General features: G+C 70.4%; 17 protein-coding genes and 1 tRNA gene. 9 read left to right on the forward strand and 9 right to left on the reverse strand.

The genetic code is table 11. The features are described from left to right. Nucleotides 1-3 precede the first annotated feature (3 nt). Both B7W94_RS12935 and B7W94_RS12940 read right to left on the reverse strand, forming a co-directional pair. Nucleotides 4-1,209, reverse strand: coding sequence for an AI-2E family transporter (locus B7W94_RS12935; protein WP_085606955.1), 1,206 nt, complete (start codon nucleotides 1,207-1,209; stop codon nucleotides 4-6). 22 nt (nucleotides 1,210-1,231) lie between these two features. Continuing rightward, nucleotides 1,232-1,642 (reverse strand): SHOCT domain-containing protein, encoded by a 411-nt coding sequence (locus tag B7W94_RS12940; RefSeq protein ID WP_247640846.1) that lies wholly within the window; start codon nucleotides 1,640-1,642, stop codon nucleotides 1,232-1,234. 196 nt (nucleotides 1,643-1,838) lie between these two features. Between B7W94_RS12940 and B7W94_RS12945 the strand changes: the two genes are divergently transcribed. Genes B7W94_RS12945 through B7W94_RS12960 form a run of 4 tightly spaced genes read left to right on the forward strand, consistent with a single transcriptional unit; the run spans nucleotide 1,839 to nucleotide 6,680 of the window. Continuing rightward, nucleotides 1,839-3,308 carry an APC family permease gene (locus B7W94_RS12945; protein WP_085606959.1) on the forward strand — a complete coding sequence of 490 codons (1,470 nt, stop codon included), beginning with the start codon at nucleotides 1,839-1,841 and terminating at the stop codon, nucleotides 3,306-3,308. Continuing rightward, the gene (locus B7W94_RS12950; protein WP_085606960.1) at nucleotides 3,305-3,721 is read left to right on the forward strand and encodes a hypothetical protein; all 417 of its coding nucleotides are present in this window, start codon (nucleotides 3,305-3,307) and stop codon (nucleotides 3,719-3,721) included. The genes B7W94_RS12945 and B7W94_RS12950 overlap by 4 nt, the downstream gene beginning before the upstream one ends. A 40-nt stretch (nucleotides 3,722-3,761) precedes the next feature. Continuing rightward, entirely contained in the window at nucleotides 3,762-5,120 is a 1,359-nt protein-coding gene (locus tag B7W94_RS12955) for a dipeptidase (RefSeq protein WP_085606962.1), read from the forward strand. A gap of 36 nt (nucleotides 5,121-5,156) precedes the next feature. Next, nucleotides 5,157-6,680, forward strand: a complete 1,524-nt coding sequence (locus tag B7W94_RS12960; protein ID WP_085606964.1) for an MFS transporter — start codon at nucleotides 5,157-5,159, stop codon at nucleotides 6,678-6,680. 36 nt (nucleotides 6,681-6,716) lie between these two features. On the opposite strand, the gene B7W94_RS12965 is transcribed toward B7W94_RS12960, so the two are convergent. Continuing rightward, the gene (locus B7W94_RS12965) at nucleotides 6,717-7,250 is read right to left on the reverse strand and encodes a DUF1269 domain-containing protein (protein ID WP_085606966.1); all 534 of its coding nucleotides are present in this window, start codon (nucleotides 7,248-7,250) and stop codon (nucleotides 6,717-6,719) included. A gap of 145 nt (nucleotides 7,251-7,395) precedes the next feature. Continuing rightward, nucleotides 7,396-8,190, reverse strand: a complete 795-nt coding sequence (locus tag B7W94_RS12970; RefSeq protein ID WP_085606968.1) for a hypothetical protein — start codon at nucleotides 8,188-8,190, stop codon at nucleotides 7,396-7,398. Between the two features lie 84 nt (nucleotides 8,191-8,274). Here B7W94_RS12970 and B7W94_RS12975 point away from each other — a divergent pair, with 84 nt between their 5' ends. The 4 genes from B7W94_RS12975 (at nucleotide 8,275) to pepN (ending at nucleotide 13,685) form a co-directional block, all read left to right on the forward strand. After that, nucleotides 8,275-9,552 carry an MFS transporter gene (locus B7W94_RS12975; protein WP_062634792.1) on the forward strand — a complete coding sequence of 426 codons (1,278 nt, stop codon included), beginning with the start codon at nucleotides 8,275-8,277 and terminating at the stop codon, nucleotides 9,550-9,552. A gap of 9 nt (nucleotides 9,553-9,561) precedes the next feature. Further along, on the forward strand, nucleotides 9,562-10,068 hold the full coding sequence (locus tag B7W94_RS12980) for a hypothetical protein (protein WP_071328486.1): 507 nt from the start codon (nucleotides 9,562-9,564) through the stop codon (nucleotides 10,066-10,068). 73 nt (nucleotides 10,069-10,141) lie between these two features. Then, nucleotides 10,142-11,152: a DNA topoisomerase IB gene (locus tag B7W94_RS12985; protein WP_062634787.1), complete on the forward strand. Its 1,011-nt coding sequence runs from the start codon at nucleotides 10,142-10,144 to the stop codon at nucleotides 11,150-11,152. Between the two features lie 49 nt (nucleotides 11,153-11,201). Next, the gene (gene pepN / locus B7W94_RS12990; RefSeq protein ID WP_085606970.1) at nucleotides 11,202-13,685 is read left to right on the forward strand and encodes an aminopeptidase N; all 2,484 of its coding nucleotides are present in this window, start codon (nucleotides 11,202-11,204) and stop codon (nucleotides 13,683-13,685) included. A gap of 22 nt (nucleotides 13,686-13,707) precedes the next feature. Here the strand turns inward: pepN and B7W94_RS12995 are convergent, their stop codons facing one another. The 3 genes from B7W94_RS12995 to B7W94_RS13005 form a co-directional block, all read right to left on the reverse strand. Continuing rightward, complete coding sequence (locus B7W94_RS12995) at nucleotides 13,708-14,634, reverse strand: S1 family peptidase (protein ID WP_238695577.1); 927 nt, start codon at nucleotides 14,632-14,634, stop codon at nucleotides 13,708-13,710. A gap of 98 nt (nucleotides 14,635-14,732) precedes the next feature. After that, entirely contained in the window at nucleotides 14,733-15,275 is a 543-nt protein-coding gene (locus B7W94_RS13000) for a GNAT family N-acetyltransferase (protein ID WP_274543239.1), read from the reverse strand. Further along, nucleotides 15,272-15,910, reverse strand: a complete 639-nt coding sequence (locus tag B7W94_RS13005) for an MBL fold metallo-hydrolase (RefSeq protein WP_085606972.1) — start codon at nucleotides 15,908-15,910, stop codon at nucleotides 15,272-15,274. The genes B7W94_RS13000 and B7W94_RS13005 overlap by 4 nt, the downstream gene beginning before the upstream one ends. A gap of 151 nt (nucleotides 15,911-16,061) precedes the next feature. On the opposite strand from B7W94_RS13005, the gene B7W94_RS13010 reads away from it, so the two are divergent. After that, a tRNA-Glu gene (locus B7W94_RS13010) sits at nucleotides 16,062-16,134 on the forward strand. Between the two features lie 61 nt (nucleotides 16,135-16,195). On the opposite strand, the gene B7W94_RS13015 is transcribed toward B7W94_RS13010, so the two are convergent. Both B7W94_RS13015 and B7W94_RS13020 read right to left on the reverse strand, forming a co-directional pair. After that, nucleotides 16,196-17,437: an MFS transporter gene (locus tag B7W94_RS13015; RefSeq protein WP_085606974.1), complete on the reverse strand. Its 1,242-nt coding sequence runs from the start codon at nucleotides 17,435-17,437 to the stop codon at nucleotides 16,196-16,198. Then, a complete protein-coding gene (locus B7W94_RS13020; RefSeq protein WP_085606976.1) occupies nucleotides 17,437-17,985 on the reverse strand; it encodes a winged helix-turn-helix domain-containing protein in 549 nt (182 codons plus the stop codon). The genes B7W94_RS13015 and B7W94_RS13020 overlap by 1 nt, the downstream gene beginning before the upstream one ends. Nucleotides 17,986-18,010 lie beyond the last annotated feature (25 nt).

Consider the following 18,010-nt stretch of genomic DNA (forward strand, 5'->3'; position numbering starts at 1 on the left):
GGTTCACAGCGGCTTCGCGCGGCGCTGCCGTTCCTCCTTGCGCGCCACCCGCGTCGCCTTCCGGTCGGCGTCTCTGGCCTCGATCAGCTCCTTGGCCTCGTCGATGTCCCCGGTCAGCGGGCGCCACAGTCTGGCGCGCGGATCGGCATCGATGAGGATGGTCCGCACCAGCAGCGTCAGCGGGACGGCGAGCAGAGCGCCGACGGGGCCGAGGATGACGGCCCAGAACAGCACGGACGCGAAGGTGAGCGTCTGGTTCAGCGCCACGACGTTGGCCACCAGGAGGGGTTGCACGATGGACTGGACGATTACGTTGATGATGCCGTAGACGACGATGACCGCGATGCCGGTGGGCCAGCCGCCCGCGAGGAACCCGAAGACGGCCGGCGGGATGATGGCGATGAAGTAGCCGACGTTGGGGATGAAGCTGCAGATGAAGGACAGCAGCGCCCAGAGGAAGGCGGCCGGCACCTGGAGCACCGCCAGCGCGATCCAGTTCAGGGTGCTCTGCAGGACGCCGAGTCCCGTGGCGGCGATCATGTAGCGGCGCACGCTCGTGGCGAAGCCGGCGAAGGCCCCCACGAGGTCGGGACGGCGCGGACGCATCTGGTCCAGGAGTGCGGGCAGGTAGGCCCCGTCCATCGCCATCAGCATCACGAGGGTCAGGATCACGACGAGTCCGAACACGATCCCTGTCACGCCGCCGAGGAGCCCGGCGGCGAAGTCCAGGAGGTTCGACGGCTCGAGACCCGAGACGATCGTCTCCGCGGACGCCGCGTCGATCCCGAGGCCGGACAGCCACGCGCCGATGTTCGCGCCGATCTGCTGGAGCTGAGGCGTGTACTCCGGGATCAGCGTCGTGAACTGGGCGAGCGCGATGACCAGCGCCGCGGCGAACGCCGCCAGCAGGGCGAACACGAGGAGCATGGCGATGACCGTCGCCGCGCCGCGGGGGACGCGGATCCGCTCCAGGACGGCGCGGATCGGGTGGGCGCAGATCGTGAGGACGAGAGCGAGCAGGACCGGTGCCGCGATCCCGCGCACGGCCCAGAGACCGAACGCGGCGGCTGCCGCTCCACCGCAGCCCATGAGGATGAACGCCACCCGGGGCGGACTCGACGTGGTGGGGAGGGGGTCGGCAGCCACCGGCGGGGCTGCGCCCCGGTCCGGAGCAGCGCCCGCCCCACGCCGCCAGAAGCGGAGGTTCATGGTCCGACCCCTGGCGCGGTGCTCATCCCGCCTGGAGCGCTCTGCGCTTCAGATCCGCGAACTCCTCGGCGGTGATCGCTCCGGCATCGAAGAGCGACTTCGCCTTCGCGATCTCGTCGACGGAGCTGGAGCCTGCGACGCCCCGGATGTAGTCGTCCGTGGCCTGGCGGGTCTCGATCGCCTCCCGGGTGCTGCGTTCGGCCATGGAGCGCCCCCGGGCGATGAGATACACGAACAGGGTGAGGAAGGGCACGAAGATCAGGAAGATCATCCACAGCGCCTTCAGCCAGCCGTTCAGGTCGGGATCGCGGAAGATGTCGCCGATCACGGTGAACAGCGCCATGAGGTAGGCGACGAAGACGAAGCCCCAGAAGAACAGCCAGAGGATGTCCCAGAAGGAGTACCAGAAGTTCATGATCCGCCCTTTCGTCATGTGACGAACCCAGCGTGGCCGGGCGGTCATCCGCGGGCATCATCCGGGCGGGGTGATTCGGCGCACCGGGATATCACCCCGGGCGGGTGAGGCGGCGGCTGCGCGCGGAACGCCACCCTGATCTCACCATTCCGGGCCTCTCAGGGCCGTGTCGACGAGCGTCCGGAGCAGCGGCTCAGGACGACGAGGAGCGAACATGTCAACTGTCGACTCGCAGGCCGGAGGGACGCCGTCCGTGCCCACCGGCCGGGTGGCCGGACGGCCCAACTACATCAGCTGGGCCGCGCTCGCCCTGATGACCGTCTCCTCGGTCGCCAGTCTGCGCCCCGCCCCGACCATGGCGATCTACGGACTCGCCGCCGTCTTCCTCTACGTCCTGCCGGCGATCATCTTCCTGATCCCGACGGCACTGGTCTCCGCGGAACTGGCCTCCGGATGGTCCGGAGGCGTCGCCCGATGGGTCGGCGAGGGCATCTCGCCGAACATGGGTTTCGTGGCCGCCTGGCACCAGTACGCGATGACGATCTTCTACTATCCGACGCTGCTCTCGTTCGTGGCCAGCACCCTCGCATACGTGATCTATCCGCCGTGGGCGTCGAGCGGCGTGTGGACGGCCGTGGTCATCATCTCCGTCTACTGGCTGGGCGTGATCATCGCGCTGCGCGGCGGCATCGGCGTCATCGCCAAGCTCGCCTCCAGCGGCGTGATGGTCGGCACCCTCATCCCCGGCTGCCTCCTGGTCGTCCTCGGGGTGATCTACCTGGGGCAGGGGAACGCGTCGGCGGCGCCGATGACGCCGGACCACCTGCTGCCCGCCTGGACCGGCATCGCCAGCATCGTCCTCATCGTCAGCAACTTCGGCGCCTACTCCGGGATGGAGATGAACGCCGTGCACGTCAACCGCCTCAAGGATCCGGGGAAGCAGTTCCCGAAGGCCATGTTCCTGGCGATGATCCTGGTGCTGCTGGTGCTGACCCTGCCGCCGCTGGTGATCAGCTGGTTCATCCCCGCGGAGGAGCTGAGTCTGACGGCGGGGGTGATGCAGGCGTTCGACGCGGTCTTCGCGCACTTCGGCATCCAATGGTTCACGCCGATCGTCGGTCTGGCCATCGTCTCCGCGTCCCTCGCCGGGTTCCTCACCTGGCTGTCCGGTCCGTCCAAGAGCCTGCTGCTGGCCTCGCGCGGGGGAGGGTACATGCCGCCGTGGTTCCAGAAGACGAACGCCGAGGGCGTGCAGATCAACATCCTCGCGGCCCAGGGCATCGTGACGACCATCCTGGCCCTGCTGTTCGCCTTCGTCCCGGCGGTGTCCGACGCGTACTGGATGTTCATGACCATCACGACCTCGGTCTATCTGCTCATGTACCTCTGGCTCTTCATCGCCGCGATGAACCTGCGCCGGCGCCAGCCGGATCACCCCCGGGGCTACCGCGCGCCGTTCCTCAACCTGCTCTGCGTGGTGGGCTTCACCGCCTCGCTCGCCGCGATCCTGATCAGCTTCGTGCCGCCGTCCCAGTTCGGTGACGGGAACCCCCTGATCTTCGTCGCCATCGTCGGCGGCGGAATCCTCCTGCTCGGCTTCGTCATTCCGTTCCTGCTCGTGAAGCTGCGGCGTCCGAGCTGGCAGGTCGCCCCGGCGACCACGTCCGAGGAGGCACCATCATGACCCATCGAATCATCTATTGGAGCGTCGGCGCCGTGATGGCCCTGCTCCTGGTGACGATGCTGATCACCTTCAATTACAACCGATCGACCGAGGAGGCCCTCGACAAGGCGCAGGAGCTCAACGTGGCCTTCCAGGAGGCCGGGTTGCCGGAGCTGCGGGACCCGGTCGAGGTGGCCAGGGTGCTCGGCACGGACGGCGGGTCGGTGTGCGACGCGGTGGAGCCGGGGGTGGGGCGCGGACTCGCGAAGCTGAACATGTCGGTCGGGGGTGCGTTCTTCACCCGCGCCGTCATCGCCGACCGCACCCTGGCCACCGGCCTGCTGGCCATCGTGCAGACCTACTGTCCCGACAGCATCCCCGACGCCGAGGACTTCATCGACGGCCTGAATCTCAGCGACACGATCCGCCGCTGAGTCGGAGGCCGGTGCGGAACCCGACGAGAGAGAAGACCTGATGTCCGAAGAGAAGCTGCGATCGACCATCCACGACCTCATGCCGCAGGCGCAGCGCGACCTCGCATCCATGGTGGCCTTCCGGTCGGTGCACGATGCGGAGCAGTTCCCGCCCGAGGAATGCCAGGGGATGATCGACTTCCTCGTCGACACCTTCCGCGACCTGGGCTTCCAGGACGTCCGGGGATACGAGACGCCCGACGGCAGCCAGGCGGTCTGCGGGCACAGACCGGGTCCGCCCGGCGCGCCGACCGTGCTGCTGTACTTCCACCACGACGTGCAGCCGCCGCTCGACGACGCGGCATGGGACAGTCCGGTGTGGGAGCTGACGGAGCGGAACGGCAGATGGTTCGGACGGGGAGCGGCGGACTGCAAGGGGAACATCGCGATGCACCTCACCGCGTTGCGCGCGCTCGGCGACGATCTCCCGGTCACCGTCAAGATCGTGGGGGAGGGCTCGGAGGAGCAGGGCACGGGAGGCCTGGAGGCGTTCGTCCCCGAGAACGCCGATCTGCTGCGGGCCGACGCGATCCTGGTCTGCGACACCGGCAACTTCGCGGTCGGAGTGCCGAGCCTCACCACCAGCCTGCGGGGCATGACCAAGGTCGTCCTCACCGTCCGCGCCCTCACCAGTCCCATGCACTCCGGCATGTTCGGAGGCGCCGCGCCGGACGCGCTCGCCGCGCTCATCGCCATCCTCGCCACTCTCCGTGACGAACGGGGGAACACGACCGTGACCGGGGTGGACGCCTCGCAGCGGTGGGACGGCGCCCGGTACGATGCCGAGCGGTTCCGTGCGGATGCGAACGTCATCGACGGGGTGGACCTGCTCGGCGACGCCGTCGCCGACATGGTGTGGGCGCGCCCGACCGCGACGGTCCTCGGGATCGACTGTCCCGACGTCGTCGGCTCCTCCGCCGCGATCCAGGGCTCGGCCCGTGCGCGGATCGAGCTCAGGATCCCGCCGGGCACCGACCCCGCCGAGGCGCAGGAGGCCCTGATCGCGCACCTCACCGCCGCGGCACCGTGGAACGTGGAGGTCGAGATCGAGCCGGAGGCGGAGGGGGCGCCGTTCCAGTCGACGCTCGCCGGCCCGGGCTTCGAGACGATGCGTGCGGCGATGCACGACGCGTACGGTCGCGAGCTCATCACGCAGGGTCAGGGAGGATCGATCCCGCTGTGCGCCGTGTTCGCCGAGACGTTCCCCGACGCGGAGATCATGCTGATGGGGGTCGAGGAACCGCTGTGCCTCATCCACGCGCCGAACGAGAGCGTCGATCCCACCGAGATCGAGAACATGGCACTCGTCGAGGCGCTCTTCCTCGAACGGTACGCGGCGGCGGTCGCGGGCGATGCCTGAGCGCACCGGTCCGCGCGGACGCAGAAGGGAGTGGCGATGAGCAGCACACCGACCGCAGCGCGGACCGGAGGGGTGCTCGCGGCGACCTGCCTGTCGACCCTCGTGGTCAACGCCAACACGTCCGCCGTCAGCATCCTGCTTCCGGCGATCAGCGAGGACACCGGCATGTCCGTGACCGACCTGCAGTGGGCGGTCACCGGGTACTCCCTCGTCGGAGCGGCCGTCATCATCACGTCCGGCTCGCTCGGCGACGTGTTCGGTCGCCGACGCGTCTTCCAACTGGGTCTGCTCCTCTTCGTCGCCTCCTGCGTCCTCATCGCGCTGTCGCCGAACGGGGGGATGGTGATCGCGGGCCGGATGATCCAGGGGGCGGCGGGTGCGACGATCCTCGCCTGCGGCATGAGCCTGCTGTCGGTGGCGAACAGCGGTCAGGCACAGCTGCGCGCCGTCTCGCTGTGGGGGGCGGCGGCCGCGGTCGGTGCGGCGGCGGGACCGTTGCTGGGGGGCCTGCTGGTCGGGATCACCGGCTGGCAGGGCCTGTTCTGGGTGGATGCCGTCGTCGGCGTCGTGTGCATCGTCATCACCGCCGCCACGGTGTCCGAGTCCCGGGATGAGAACCGCTCGCACTCGATCGACTACGCCGGCACCGCCCTGGTCGCCCTCACCCTCGCTCCGATCATCCTCGCCATGAGCAAGGGGGCCGAGTGGGGCTGGGGCTCGCCGGCGACCCTCGGGTCCCTCGCCGTCGGCATCGTCGCCGGCATCGCGTTCGTGCTCGTCGAGCGCCGGGTGAAGGTCCCGCTCCTGGATCTCGCCCTGCTGCGAAACCGGGTCCTGGTCGGCTCCACGGTCGCGATCCTGATCGGCGCCGGCACCGTGAACGCCCTAATGTACCTCCTGAGCCTGTACTTCCAAGACCCGGCGAGCCTCGGATTCAGTCCGCTCCAGGCGGGTCTGGCCACGTTGCCCGCCACGGTCGGCCTCGTCCTGGTCGCGCCCCTCGTGCCCCGCCTCGCCGCACGTCTGGGCGGCAGACAGGTCGTCGGCGCCGGGTTCGCCATCTCCGCGGCGGGCTTCGCGGTCATCGGCTTCACCGGTGCCTCCTGGACGTACGCCGTCTTCGTCCTCCCGCTGATCGCCGTCGCGGTCGGCATGGGACTCTCGAACGGTCCTGCGTCGTCGGCGGCGACGGCGGCGGTGCCCGCGAATCAGGTCGGCGAGGCGTCCGGCGTCTCGAACATGGCGCGGTACATCGGCGCCGCCGTGGCCACGGCACTCGCGGCGTCGATCTACGGCTCGGTGATCGCGTCGCGGACCGCGGGCGGCGTCGACGCGTCCGACGCGCTCGCGGACGGTCTGGCGGCGACCTCGTGGGTGATGGCGGGATTCAGCCTCGCCGGCGTGCTGATGGCCGTCGTCATGGGGCGGCACCGTCCGGCGGAGGGAACCGTCGCGGATGCCGCCGCCGCGGCCGCGGCGATCAGCATCACCCTGCCGACCTCGGCGACGGCGTCCGGCGACGGCGAACGAGCCGGGGGACCGGCGGGCCGGGGTCGCTGACGGCTCGCCGGGTCGGGATCCGGCGAGCCGTCCACGTCACTCGTACGCGCCGTCGACGGCGCTGTCGAGCTCGTCCTGATCGACGGAGAGCTCGCGCCGCGTCACCCGGGTCGCGTGGACCAGCAGCTCCTCGACCTCGGCCGCGTCGGCGGGGTCGACGACGAAGACGATGCCCGCGCTTCCCGCGTCCAGGGTCTCGCTGATGGCCTCGAGGTCTTTGGAGGGCGTCTTTCGGCCGATGTGCCCGGCGACGGCTCCGATACCGGCGCCGGCCCCTCCGGCGGCCACGACGGCCGTGCCTACAGCGACGGCGGGGAACAGCGCGAGCGCGAGCCCGCTCGCGAGTCCGATGGCCAGGCCCTTGCGGGCTCCGTGGCTCCTGCCGCCGTCATCGCGCTCGACGATCGTGAGCCGTCCGTCCAGCGCGCGGGCGATCACCGCCGCGTCGAGCGGGCCGTGTTCGTGCCTGTCATCCTCTCGGTAGTGCGCGCGGATCGCGCCGAAGTCCTCGACGGCGCGCTCCTGGTCGGCGTACTGCGCCGCGACCGCGACATAGGTCTCGTCGGACATGGTCACTCCTTCTCGTCAGCATCGACATCACGGGACCCGGCGGGTCGTCCCCGCGCTGGTCACGCGAAGCCTAGGACCGCGCGGGAGTCCGCGACATCATCCCGATGAGGTGACGTCCGACGGGGGAGCACGGGGCCCCGAGGCGCTACTCGCACTCCCCGAGGAACCCGAGATAGCACACGGCCTCATGCGTGACGGCCGGCTCGGCATCGTCGTTCGAGACCTGGCGCGTCGCGGTCTCCGGCGTCCGGGTGAGGTGCCCGAAGTCGCCGAGGGAGGCCACGTACATCCCGTCCGCGTCCTCCGCGATCATCCGGTCGATCTCGGTACGGTGCTGCGCGCACAGGTCCGCGGAGGCCGGGACGAGGTCGACCCCGGCGCATGCTCCCGCGTACTCGGCCTCCATGAGCCCGATGCAGTCCGTCCAGTCCTGGTCCACCGCGCACGGGCTCACGCCGTCGTCGGCGACGAGGTACTTGCCGGTCTCGTACTCCTCGCTGTGGAAGGTCTCGGGCTTCTCCGGCACGTCGATCTTGGTCCAGTGGCGTGCGGTCGCGAAGGCGAACACCGTCACTATCGCGGCGATCAGGAGCAGCGCGCCCACGATGCCCAGCGTCACCCAGAGTCCGACCCGGCTCTTCCGCTCCGGGCCCTCCGCGGGCGTGGGGGTCCACGGGGCGGCGACCGGTGCCGGCGGGGGTGCCGCGGCGAATCCCGGCGCGGCGGCGACGGGGAGCTCGTGTCCCCCGAGCGGTGCCGCCGCCGCGGGGGCGGGCGCCGCCGTGGCCGTGGTCGCGAGGAAGTAGTCGTACCACGCCCGGCTCGCCTGCTCGTCCGCGGCGACCTGCTGCGCCTCGGCGTCGGTGAGCACGAGGCCCCACGCGTCACGGGCCGGTGCATGGGGGAGGGCGGAGCGGAAGTCTTCGAACGACACGGGCATGTTCGCAGAATATCGGCTTCTTCCCCGCGACCCGGGCGGTCATCCGATGTCCCCGGCTCCTGGAACAATGACGAGGTGATCGGTATGAAGTCCTTCTGGAACGCGTTGCCCACCGAGGGACGCTGGCTGCTGTCGACCGTGGCGATCCAGACCCTCGGGCGGGGGATGACGCTGCCGTTCACGATCATCTACCTCCACGAGGTCCGCGGCTTCGACCTCGGGTTCTCCGGAGCGCTCATGAGCCTCATCGCGATCACGGGGCTCGTGGTCACGGGTCCCGGCGGCACGCTCATCGACCGCTTCGGCGCCCGGCGCGTGCTGATCGTGGGCCTCCTGGCGATGATCGCGGGGTGCACGCTCCTCGCCTACGCCACGCATCCCGCCGTCGCGACGGTCGCGGTCGTGCTCATCGGGATCAACTTCGGGGTCTCCTGGCCCGGCTTCAACGCCCTCATCGCCTCGGTGGTCGACGGCGAGGTCCGTCAGCAGTACTTCGGCGTGAACTTCGCCCTCGTCAACCTCGGCATCGGCGTGGGCGGGATCATCGGCGGCTTCTTCGTCGACGTGACGGAGCCGTCGACGTTCACCACGATCTTCCTCATCGACGCCGCCACGAGCCTCATCCCGCTCGCTCTGCTCCTCGGCCCGCTCCGGCACGTGCGCACCCAGGCGGACCCGGACCCTGCGGTGACCACCGAGGGCGGTTACCGGGAGATCCTGCGGCGCCCCGCGGTGCTCTGGATGACGCTGCTGACCTTCTTCTCCGTCTTCATCGGCTACGGACAGATCGAGGCGGGCTTCCCCGCCTACGCCCGTCAGATCGCCCAGGTCTCGACCGCCGTCGTCGGCATCTCGTTCGCGGTGAACACGGCCGTCATCGTGCTGCTGCAGTTCGCCGTCCTCCGGCTCATCACCGGGCGCCGGCGCACCAGGGTCATGCAGGTCATGGCCCTCATCTGGGCCGTCTCCTGGGTCATGCTCGGCGCCGCGGGCCTGCTTCCCGACTCGGTCACGGCTGCGATCGCCGTCATCGCGTTCATGGGCGTGTTCGCCTTCGGGGAGACGATGATGCAGCCGACGATCCCGGCCATCTACAACGATCTCGCGACGGACCGCACCCGCGGGCGCTACAACGCCCTCAACTCCGCGGCCTTCCAGGGTGGTGCCATCCTCGGCCCGCTCGTCGCGGGAGTGCTCCTCGGAGTCGGCGTCAGCGGTTGGTTCATCGCGGTCATGGTTGCGGGCAGCCTCGCCGTCGGCGTGCTGGCGGTGGTGCTGGAGCGGGTGCTCCCGGCAGCGGCCAACGGCAGCAGCGCCGAGGTCCATCGAACGGACGAGGTCGAACGGACGCCGCCGGTCTAGGCTCCGAGCATGGCCCTCGAACCGCTCTTCCTCCGTCTCGACCGGATCGCGGGTGGGCGGCAGGCCGGCGTGCTGATCAGCGACGCCGGTCGCACCCATCCGCGGACCGTCCGCGCCTTCACCTGGATCCTCTGGCTCCTCGTCGCCGAGCTGGTGCTCGGGGTCGGCGCCGTGGTGGTCGCCCTGGTGCTCGCCGCCGACGGCGACAGCGTGCCCTTCGCCGTGTGGATGCGCACCCTCGTGGTGCTGGCGATGACGGCGACGCTGTTCTACTTCGCCTGGCGCGCGCGCCGCGGATGGCGCTGGGCCTATCTCCGCCTGCGGCTGTTCGCGCAGATCTTCCCCGTCATCACGCTCGTCATGGCGGCGATCCCCGGCCTCTACCCGGTCTGGATGGTCACCGAGCAGATCGTCTTCAGCCTGATCATGATCGGCATCGCGGACTTCCTCACCAGCGACCACATGCGGGCGGTCTTCGCGAAGGACGCCGACGCGGATAGCACGCCGGCGGGGTGAGACGCCACTCCCTTCCCGCCGAGACCGCGGTCACTCCACACTCGGAGGAGCTGCACGGCGGGAGGAGAGACGCATGGCGCGACTGGTGCGAGTGGTACCCGGCCAGGACCCGGGTTTCACACGGAAGCGGACGAGCTCGGGATTCCGGTACGTCGATCCGACGGGGGAGCCGGCGCCCGAGGCGGATCGCGAACGCATCAGCGACCTGGTGATCCCGCCGGCATGGCAGGACGTGTGGATCGCGGCCGACCCGCTCGCGCACATCCAGGCCGTCGGGATCGACACCGCCGGGCGCAAGCAATACCTCTACCACCCGCTCTGGCGGGTCTCCCGCGACCGTCGCAAGTTCGTCCGTGCGCTGGACCTCGCCGCAGCTCTGCCCAGCGCTCGGGCTCAGGTCACCAAGGCGCTCAAGGAGGACGGGCAGACCAAGGAGCGCGCCCTCGCGATCGCCTTCCGCCTCCTCGACGACGCCGCGCTGCGGATCGGTTCGGAACGCTACCTGGCGCGTCACGGCAGCCGGGGCCTGACCACGCTCCGCCGCCGCGACGTCCGCATCGACGGCGGCGACGTCGCCCTCTCCTTCCCGGCGAAGAGCGGACAGACCGCCGCGATCGAGATCACCGACGAATCCCTCGCCGAAGCCCTCACCGACTTCGCGAGCGGCGCCTCGACCGCCTTCCTCCTGGCGTACCGGAAAGGCCGGCGGCGGGTGAAGATCACGCCCGCCGAGGTCAACACGTACCTCAAGGACGTGCTCGGGGCCAGCTTCTCGGCCAAGGACTTCCGGACGCTGCACGGCACGATCATCGCCGCAGACGCCCTCGCCCGCATCGGAGCCCTCGACCGCCGCGGTCAGCGGAACCAGGCCGAACGTCTCGCGGTGCAGGCGGCGGCGACCGCCCTCGGCAACACGACCGCGGTCGCCCGCAACAGCTACATCGATCCCCGTGTGTTCCGGCAGTACGGTCGGGGGCGGACGCTCGACCTCGACGTGACGCCGGAGACGGCGATCCGGCGACTGCTGGGCGGACCGGAGACGTCGCGGAAGGTCAACCGGCGAGGAACGGGGCGGCGCGGCTGAACGCGCAGACGCTCCCCGGTCGTCGCCGGGAAGATGCCAGGATGGGGGGATGCACACCGCGAACCTGACCCGTGAGGAGACCGCGGCGCGATCCGCTGCGATCACCCTGCACCGCATCCGCGTCGAGCTGGACCTGACCGGAGCCCCGGAGCGAGCGCGCACGGGGTTCCCGACCACGACCGTCCTGGAGTTCGATGCGACCGTCCAGAGCACGTGGCTGGACTTCATCGGCGAGGAGGTCGTCCGCGTCGAGGTGAACGGGGAGCAGCGGGACGTCGTCTACGACGGGGCGCGCCTGACGATCGACGGCCTCGCGGCCTCGAACGTCGTCCTGGTCGAGGCGGTCGGTGCCTACAGCCGGTCGGGGGAGGGTCTGCACCGGTTCCACGACCCGGCAGACGACCGCACCTACCTGTACACCCAGTACGAGCCCGCGGACTCCCGCCGGGTGATGGCCTGCTTCGAGCAGCCGGACATGAAGGCTGAGTACACCTTCGTCGTCGACGCGCCGTCCGGGTGGGAGGTGCTCTCGAACCAGTCGCCGGCTCACGTCGACCTCGGCGTCGGCGTGCAGCGGGTGCAGTTCGCCCCCACCCTGCCGATCTCGAGCTACATCACGGCGATCGCGGCCGGCCCCTATGCCCGCGTCGACGGGGAGTGGACCAGAGACGAGCAGCAGGTCGCCCTCGGGGTGTTCGTCCGCCGCTCGCTCGTCGATCACCTCGAGGCCGACGAGATCCTCGAGGTCACCCGGCAGGGGCTCGACTTCTTCACCGACGCCTTCGCCTATCCCTATCCGTGGGGCAAGTACGACCAGGTCTTCGTCCCCGAGTACAACCTCGGTGCGATGGAGAATCCCGGTCTGGTCACCTTCACGGAGGGCTACCTCTCGCGCGGCGCCGCCACCGAGGCGCAGCGGGCGAGCCGGGCCAACACGATCCTCCACGAGATGGCGCACATGTGGTTCGGCGACCTCGTCACGATGACGTGGTGGGACGACCTCTGGCTCAAGGAGTCGTTCGCCGACTACATGGGCTCGCACGCCTCGGCGGTGGCCACCCGGTTCCACGACGCGTGGGTGACGTTCGCCATGCGTCGCAAGGCCTGGGCCTATCAGCAGGATCAGCTCCCCACGACCCACCCCATCGTCGCCGACATCCCCGACCTCGAGGCCGCGAAGCTGAACTTCGACGGCATCACCTACGCCAAGGGCGCGTCGGTGCTGAAGCAGCTGGTCGCCTTCGTGGGCGACGAGGCGTTCTTCGAGGGGGCTCGCCGGTACTTCGCCGCCAACGCCTTCGGCAACACCACTCTCGACGACTTCCTCGTCGAGCTCAGCGCGGTGTCCGGCCGGGACATGACCGACTGGGCGGCCGCGTGGCTGCAGACGACGGGCGTCTCGACGATCTGGACGGAGACCGACGCCGACGGAGAACACCACCTCGTGCAGGATGACGTCCGTCCGCACCGCCTGCGGATCGGGCTGTACGACCGCGTGGATGGCCGCATCGTGCGGCGGGAGCAGCGGGAGCTGGACCTGATCGGGGAGCGCGTGGACATCGACCTCCCCGAGGCCGATCTCGTGCTGCTCAACGACGACGACCTCACCTATGCGAAGGCGCGCCTCGACGAGCGGTCCCTCCGCACCGTCGAGGAGTCGCTGTCCGACATCGAGGACCGGCTCGCCCGTGCGCTCGTGTGGTCGTCGCTCTGGAACGCCACCCGTGACGGCGAACTCGACGCGGCTCGCTTCGTCGCGATCGTGCGGGCGCACGCGCCGCGGGAGTCGAACGGCGGTCTGCTGGCCGCAGCGCTCCTCGACGCCGCTTTCGCGCTGCGGCATTTCGTCCGCGACGACCGACGCGACGCGGAGCAGCGCGCCTGGACCGAGGCCACGTGGTCGACGCTGCAGCAGGCGGACGCCGGCAGCGACGCCCAGCTCTCCTGGGCGCGCGCGCTGGCGGCGGCCTCGGCTTTCGATGACATCCATCACGCCGAGGTCCGTGCCCTGCTCGACGGCGATGTGCCCGAAGGGCTCGTCGTGGATCCCGACCTGCGCTGGCAGCTCCTCACGGCCCTCGTGACGACCGGCCACGCCGATCTCGCGGACATCGCCGCGGAGGAGGAGCGGGACGACACCGGCGACGGACGCACCGCCGCCCGCCGCGCTCGCGCCTCCGTCCCCGACGCGGCGGTGCGCGCGGCCGCCTGGACGGCCGCGTGGGACGACCGGTCGCTCACCAACGACCACCTCGATGCCGAGATCGGGGGCTTCCGCGCCGGCGGCCGCCGCGAACTCATCGAGTCCTTCGACGAGGAGTACTTCGAGCGGATCGGGACCGCGTGGTCGGAGCGGAGCATCGAGATCGCTCGTCGCCTGGTGATCGGTCTGTTCCCCGCGCGGTCCTCGCTGGACCTGGTCGATGCCTGGCTGTCGGCCACCCCCGAGGCCCCGGCGGCGCTGCGACGACTCCTCATCGAGCAGCGCGACCACCTCGCGCGTGACCTGCGGGTGCGGGGCGCTCAGGGCTGACCGACAGCGATCCCGGCAGCGGTCAACGCCTCAGGCTCTTCGCGATGGCCTTGCCCTCAGGGGACTCTGCCAGCGTGTCCCAGAGGTCTGCGGAGCTCAGCGACACGTACACCCCTGGCGCGCCCTGCTCGCCGCAGCCGTCCCCGTAGGACACGACGCCGATCTGGTAGGCGGTGTCGCGCGCCGGAGGTCGGCGGAAAAGCGGCCCGCCGCTGTCTCCCTGGCAGGAGTCCTTGCCGACGACGCCGGCACACATGTTCACTCCCGGGCGGAAGGAGTCGTAGCTGAGCTCGCACTCCTCCGTCGCGAGCATCGGCACCTGGACCTGACGGAGCCGGTCCGGGAAGTTCCCGAGAGCGGTGTCGGTGTTGCCCCAGCCGATGACCGTCGCCGACTGTCCAGGACGGAGGAGGGCGTCCGTCCCCTTGGTGGGCAGCTTCACGGGCACGATGCCCGAGACCGGGCGGTCGAGCGTCACGAAGGCGAGGTCGTAGGCCTCATCCCCCTGGAGGTACCGCGGGTGCACGACGACCGGGCCGCCGGCGTCCGCGCCGGCGAGACCGCGATCCTGACCCTGACTGCCGTCGGACAGCACGGTGCGGCCGACCGTCACCGTCACTCCGTCCACGTCGGGCACCGGGAGCCCGCTGAGGGGGTCGGCGCCCGTGACGCAATGCGCGGCGGTCATCACGACGCGCGGCGCCACCAGCGAGCCGCCACAGAAGGCCTCGCCGGCGAACTGGAGGGACGCCATGAACGGATAGGCGTCGTTCGGCACCGCCGTGCCTCCGATGATCCGCGAGCTGGCCCGTTCCTCGCGGTCGCCGAAATCGTCGTCCGCCCGTGCCGTCGCCGCCGTCGTGCCGACGAGGCCGGACGCGACGAGGGCGACGCCGGCGAGGGCGAGCCCGATCCTCTTCCTGCTCTGGTGAACTCCGGTCATCATCATGAGGACTGTTCCTTTCGTGACAGGTAACACGTTACGAGCGCCCAGTACAGCATCCGGTCACGACCGGAGCAAGAGTGCCCCGGTATCCTGGCCCGCAGTCAGGAGGCGCGGCCGGCCGCGTCCTCCACGGTCATGCCCATCACGGTCCGCACGATCCATGGATGGGCGTGGTCATCGGCGATGTGGCTCATGCCGAGCTTCTCCGCCACGCCTCGTGACGCCTGGTTCTCGGGGTGGATGATGGCGGTGAGGAGTATCGGCGCGAACGTCTGCGCGACGAGGTCGACGCAGGCGCGCGCCGCCTCGGTCGCATAGCCGCGCCGCTGGCGGTCGGCGCGGACGTGATAGCCGACTTCGAGGACGGGGGAGTCGTTCACCGACTGCCAGGTGAGACCGCAGTCGCCGAGGAACTCCCCGTCGTGCGTCTCGATGATCCAGAGACCGTGGCCGTCCTCGCGGTAGCGCTGCTGCATGCGCGCGATCCACGCGGCGGCTTCGGTTCGCGACTTCGGCGCCGGGTAGTAGGCCATGACTTCCGGATCCCCGAGGAGCGCCGCCATCTCGTCGAGGTCGTCGGCGGTCATCTCCCGGAAGGCGAGCCGCGGCGTCGGGGCGGGCAGGAGGCGTCGCGGTGCGGTCACAGATCCACGGCGTCGCCGGGTTCGAGCACGAGGAACTCGCCGCCGCCCTGCTCGGTCGCCCACTGCAGCCGCTGGCGGTGCATGTTCTTGCCGACCACGGACAGGGTCATGTCGTGCGTGCCGAACGCGCGGCGGGGCTTCACGGCGAGCACGTAGTCGATGGCTTCCCCGATCTTGAGCCACGGGGCTCCGAGCGGCGCGGCGAGGGTGCCGACCTCGACGCCCTCGGGCACCGCATAGGAGTCGCCGGGGTAGTAGAACGTGTCGTTGACGAGCACGCCCACGTTGTCGATGGTCGGGATCGACGAGTGGATCACCGCGTGCGTGCCGCCGAAGAAGCGCAGGGTGAAGGCGCCGACCTCCACGGTGTCGCCGGGGGAGACGACGGTGACCTCGTAGCCCTCCGCCGCCTTCGCCACGCCCTCCGGTCCGAAGATGGGGGTGCCTGGGGCCGCGCGGAGGATCCGGTCGAGGTGCTCCGGCGTCCAGTGGTCGGGGTGCTCGTGCGTGAGCACGATGGCGACCAGTCCGCTGAGATCGTGCAGCGGGGCGGTGAAGGATCCCGGATCGATCAGGAGGGTGTCGTCGTTCTGGTCCAGGCGAAGGGTGGCATGTTCGAACTTGGTGACGCGCATGAGAAGAGTCAACTCCTTCCCGGGGTCTGCGGCAAACGGAAATCGGCGCGCCACGCCCGGGATCTGGGGTGAAGCGGCCTCGATTTGGCGCAGTGAGAATCGCCGTGGCATACTTGAACGGTTGTCGCGGAACGGAAAAGTTCCGCAAGACGGCCCCATCGTATAGCGGCCTAGTACGCCGCCCTCTCACGGCGGTAACGCGGGTTCGAATCCCGCTGGGGTCACACAACACGACGAAAGCCCTCCGGTTCTCCGGGGGGCTTTCGTCGTTCCCGACCGTGCGCGTCAGTCGTCCGCGCGCAGCGACAGGGTCCGGAACGCGCGGGCCCGGAGCGGCACGAGCATGAGCGTCATCATCGCGCCACCGGCCACGACGAACGGCACCCAGACGGCGGTGAGGGAGGCGAGTGCGCCGAAGCCCGCCATCGCGAGCGGCATCAGGCAGTCGTCGCCGAGCCGGGTGAGGGAGCCCATCCGACCGAGGAACGCGGTGTCCACCGTCGCGGCGAACGTCGCGCTCAGCAACACGGAGGCGTATCCCGCGGTGGCACCGACCACAGCCGCGGCGACGGCCACCGTCCAGACGGGGCCGAACCCGAGCGCGACGATGCCCGCTCCCTGGACGAGGAGAGCGCCGAATCCGCTCCGCGCCTCGTGGTGCGGCCGCCATCTCGCGACCGCGGCAGCCCCCACGGCGGCACCGAGGCCGAGGAGGCCCTCGAACAGGCCGACCGCGGGAGCTCCCCAGCCTTCGGCGTGCGCCCGCAGGGCGAGGCCGATGCCGACGGCCGGCCCGACCGCGAGGTTGAGCCCGGAGAGGGCGATGACGAGCGTGCGCGTCGTGGGGTTCGCCCCGAGGTGGGCGAACGCCGCGCCGATCGCGCGCAGGGACGACGTGCGCGGGGCCCGGGCGAGCCGGAACCGCGGGCGCAGGGCGATCGCCAGGAATCCGACGACGAGGGCGAAGGTCACCGCGTTCGCCGATGCGCTCCCCGCGAGACCGGCCTGCGCGACGAGCAGGCCGCCCAGCGCGGCGCCGCCCATCGTGCCCAGGCGTGATGCCGTCTGGATGACAGCCGCGTAGGAGGGGAGATCGTCCGTGCGCACCAGCTGTCGCCCGATGGTGCCGGCCGAGGGCTCGTAGAACGCGTCGCACACCCCGAACGCCACGGCGGCGGCGAGCAGGACGGGCACGGTCGGCGCCTGCGAGACCGTCCACACGGCAGCGGCGACGAGCACGCCCACACGCGCCGCGTTGCAGACCATCATCACCCGGCGGGCGTCGGCGCGATCCGCGATGACTCCGCCGAAGAGCAGGACCATGGCGCGCGGAATCGTGCCGGCGGCGACGATGAGTCCGGCGACGGCGGGGGAGGCGATCTGCACGGCCGTCCACGCCACCGCGATCGTCCACACGGCGTCGCCGGCATCGGACAGGGCCTTCACGCCGATCCACGCGTGCACCATCCGGTCGCGCCGGAACGGAGGAGGGGCCGAGAGCTCGAGGGGCGGGGTGAGTGCGGTCATCACGGTTCCGTGGGGAACGCGTGGGCGAAGAAGAACACGGGCGTGCGCTCCTGGCCGTCGTCCTCGTCGATCGATGCCTGCCAGTCCCGCAGCGCCTGCAGGACGCGTGCGGAGAGATCGCGCAGCTCGTCCGGGGTCGCCCAGGCGGTGGCCTCCGTGTTGGAGGCGTCGTAGTCAGCCACGGCGGGATCGCCTCGTCGGCGATGCCAGCGCTGCAGACGATCGATCTGCATACGGATGCCCTGGCGTTGTGCCTCCCTGGCGAGGAGCGCATCGGCGGGGGAGTCGGCGAAGTCCTCCACCGACCAAGTGAGGCCGCGTCGTGCGACGGTCCACCAGCTCGTGCGCCGATCGCCGGTCGGGTCGGGGGCACGCGCGACGATCCCGGCGCGCTCCAGCATCCGGAGGTGATGGCTGATGCTGCCGACCTGGCTGTCGAGCGCGCGGGCGATCGCCGTCACCTGCGACGTGCCGTAGAGCAGGAGGTGGTCGTAGATGCGACGCCGCAGCGGATGGTGCACGGCGGTGATCACGGAGATGTCTTCCACGCCCCGAAGGCTATGCAGCGGTTCG

This window comes from Microbacterium sp. LEMMJ01 (assembly GCF_002114135.1).
In the GTDB taxonomy this organism is placed as follows: Bacteria; Actinomycetota; Actinomycetes; order Actinomycetales; family Microbacteriaceae; genus Microbacterium.

Bases quoted from the DNA above. Each gene is read 5' to 3' on its own strand.
- B7W94_RS13015 (WP_085606974.1), bottom strand. From the start codon at position 17,437: ATGACCGCACTCACCCCGCCCCTCGAGCTCTCGGCCCCTCCTCCGTTC.
- B7W94_RS12965 (WP_085606966.1), bottom strand. From the start codon at position 7,250: ATGTCCGACGAGACCTATGTCGCGGTCGCGGCGCAGTACGCCGACCAG.
- B7W94_RS12995 (WP_238695577.1), bottom strand. From the start codon at position 14,634: ATGATGATGACCGGAGTTCACCAGAGCAGGAAGAGGATCGGGCTCGCC.
- B7W94_RS12975 (WP_062634792.1), top strand. From the start codon at position 8,275: ATGAAGTCCTTCTGGAACGCGTTGCCCACCGAGGGACGCTGGCTGCTG.
- B7W94_RS12985 (WP_062634787.1), top strand. From the start codon at position 10,142: ATGGCGCGACTGGTGCGAGTGGTACCCGGCCAGGACCCGGGTTTCACA.
- B7W94_RS13005 (WP_085606972.1), bottom strand. From the start codon at position 15,910: ATGCGCGTCACCAAGTTCGAACATGCCACCCTTCGCCTGGACCAGAAC.
- B7W94_RS12950 (WP_085606960.1), top strand. From the start codon at position 3,305: ATGACCCATCGAATCATCTATTGGAGCGTCGGCGCCGTGATGGCCCTG.
- pepN (WP_085606970.1), top strand. From the start codon at position 11,202: ATGCACACCGCGAACCTGACCCGTGAGGAGACCGCGGCGCGATCCGCT.
- B7W94_RS12980 (WP_071328486.1), top strand. From the start codon at position 9,562: ATGGCCCTCGAACCGCTCTTCCTCCGTCTCGACCGGATCGCGGGTGGG.
- B7W94_RS12955 (WP_085606962.1), top strand. From the start codon at position 3,762: ATGTCCGAAGAGAAGCTGCGATCGACCATCCACGACCTCATGCCGCAG.
- B7W94_RS12945 (WP_085606959.1), top strand. From the start codon at position 1,839: ATGTCAACTGTCGACTCGCAGGCCGGAGGGACGCCGTCCGTGCCCACC.
- B7W94_RS12935 (WP_085606955.1), bottom strand. From the start codon at position 1,209: ATGAACCTCCGCTTCTGGCGGCGTGGGGCGGGCGCTGCTCCGGACCGG.
- B7W94_RS12940 (WP_247640846.1), bottom strand. From the start codon at position 1,642: ATGACGAAAGGGCGGATCATGAACTTCTGGTACTCCTTCTGGGACATC.
- B7W94_RS12970 (WP_085606968.1), bottom strand. From the start codon at position 8,190: ATGCCCGTGTCGTTCGAAGACTTCCGCTCCGCCCTCCCCCATGCACCG.
- B7W94_RS12960 (WP_085606964.1), top strand. From the start codon at position 5,157: ATGAGCAGCACACCGACCGCAGCGCGGACCGGAGGGGTGCTCGCGGCG.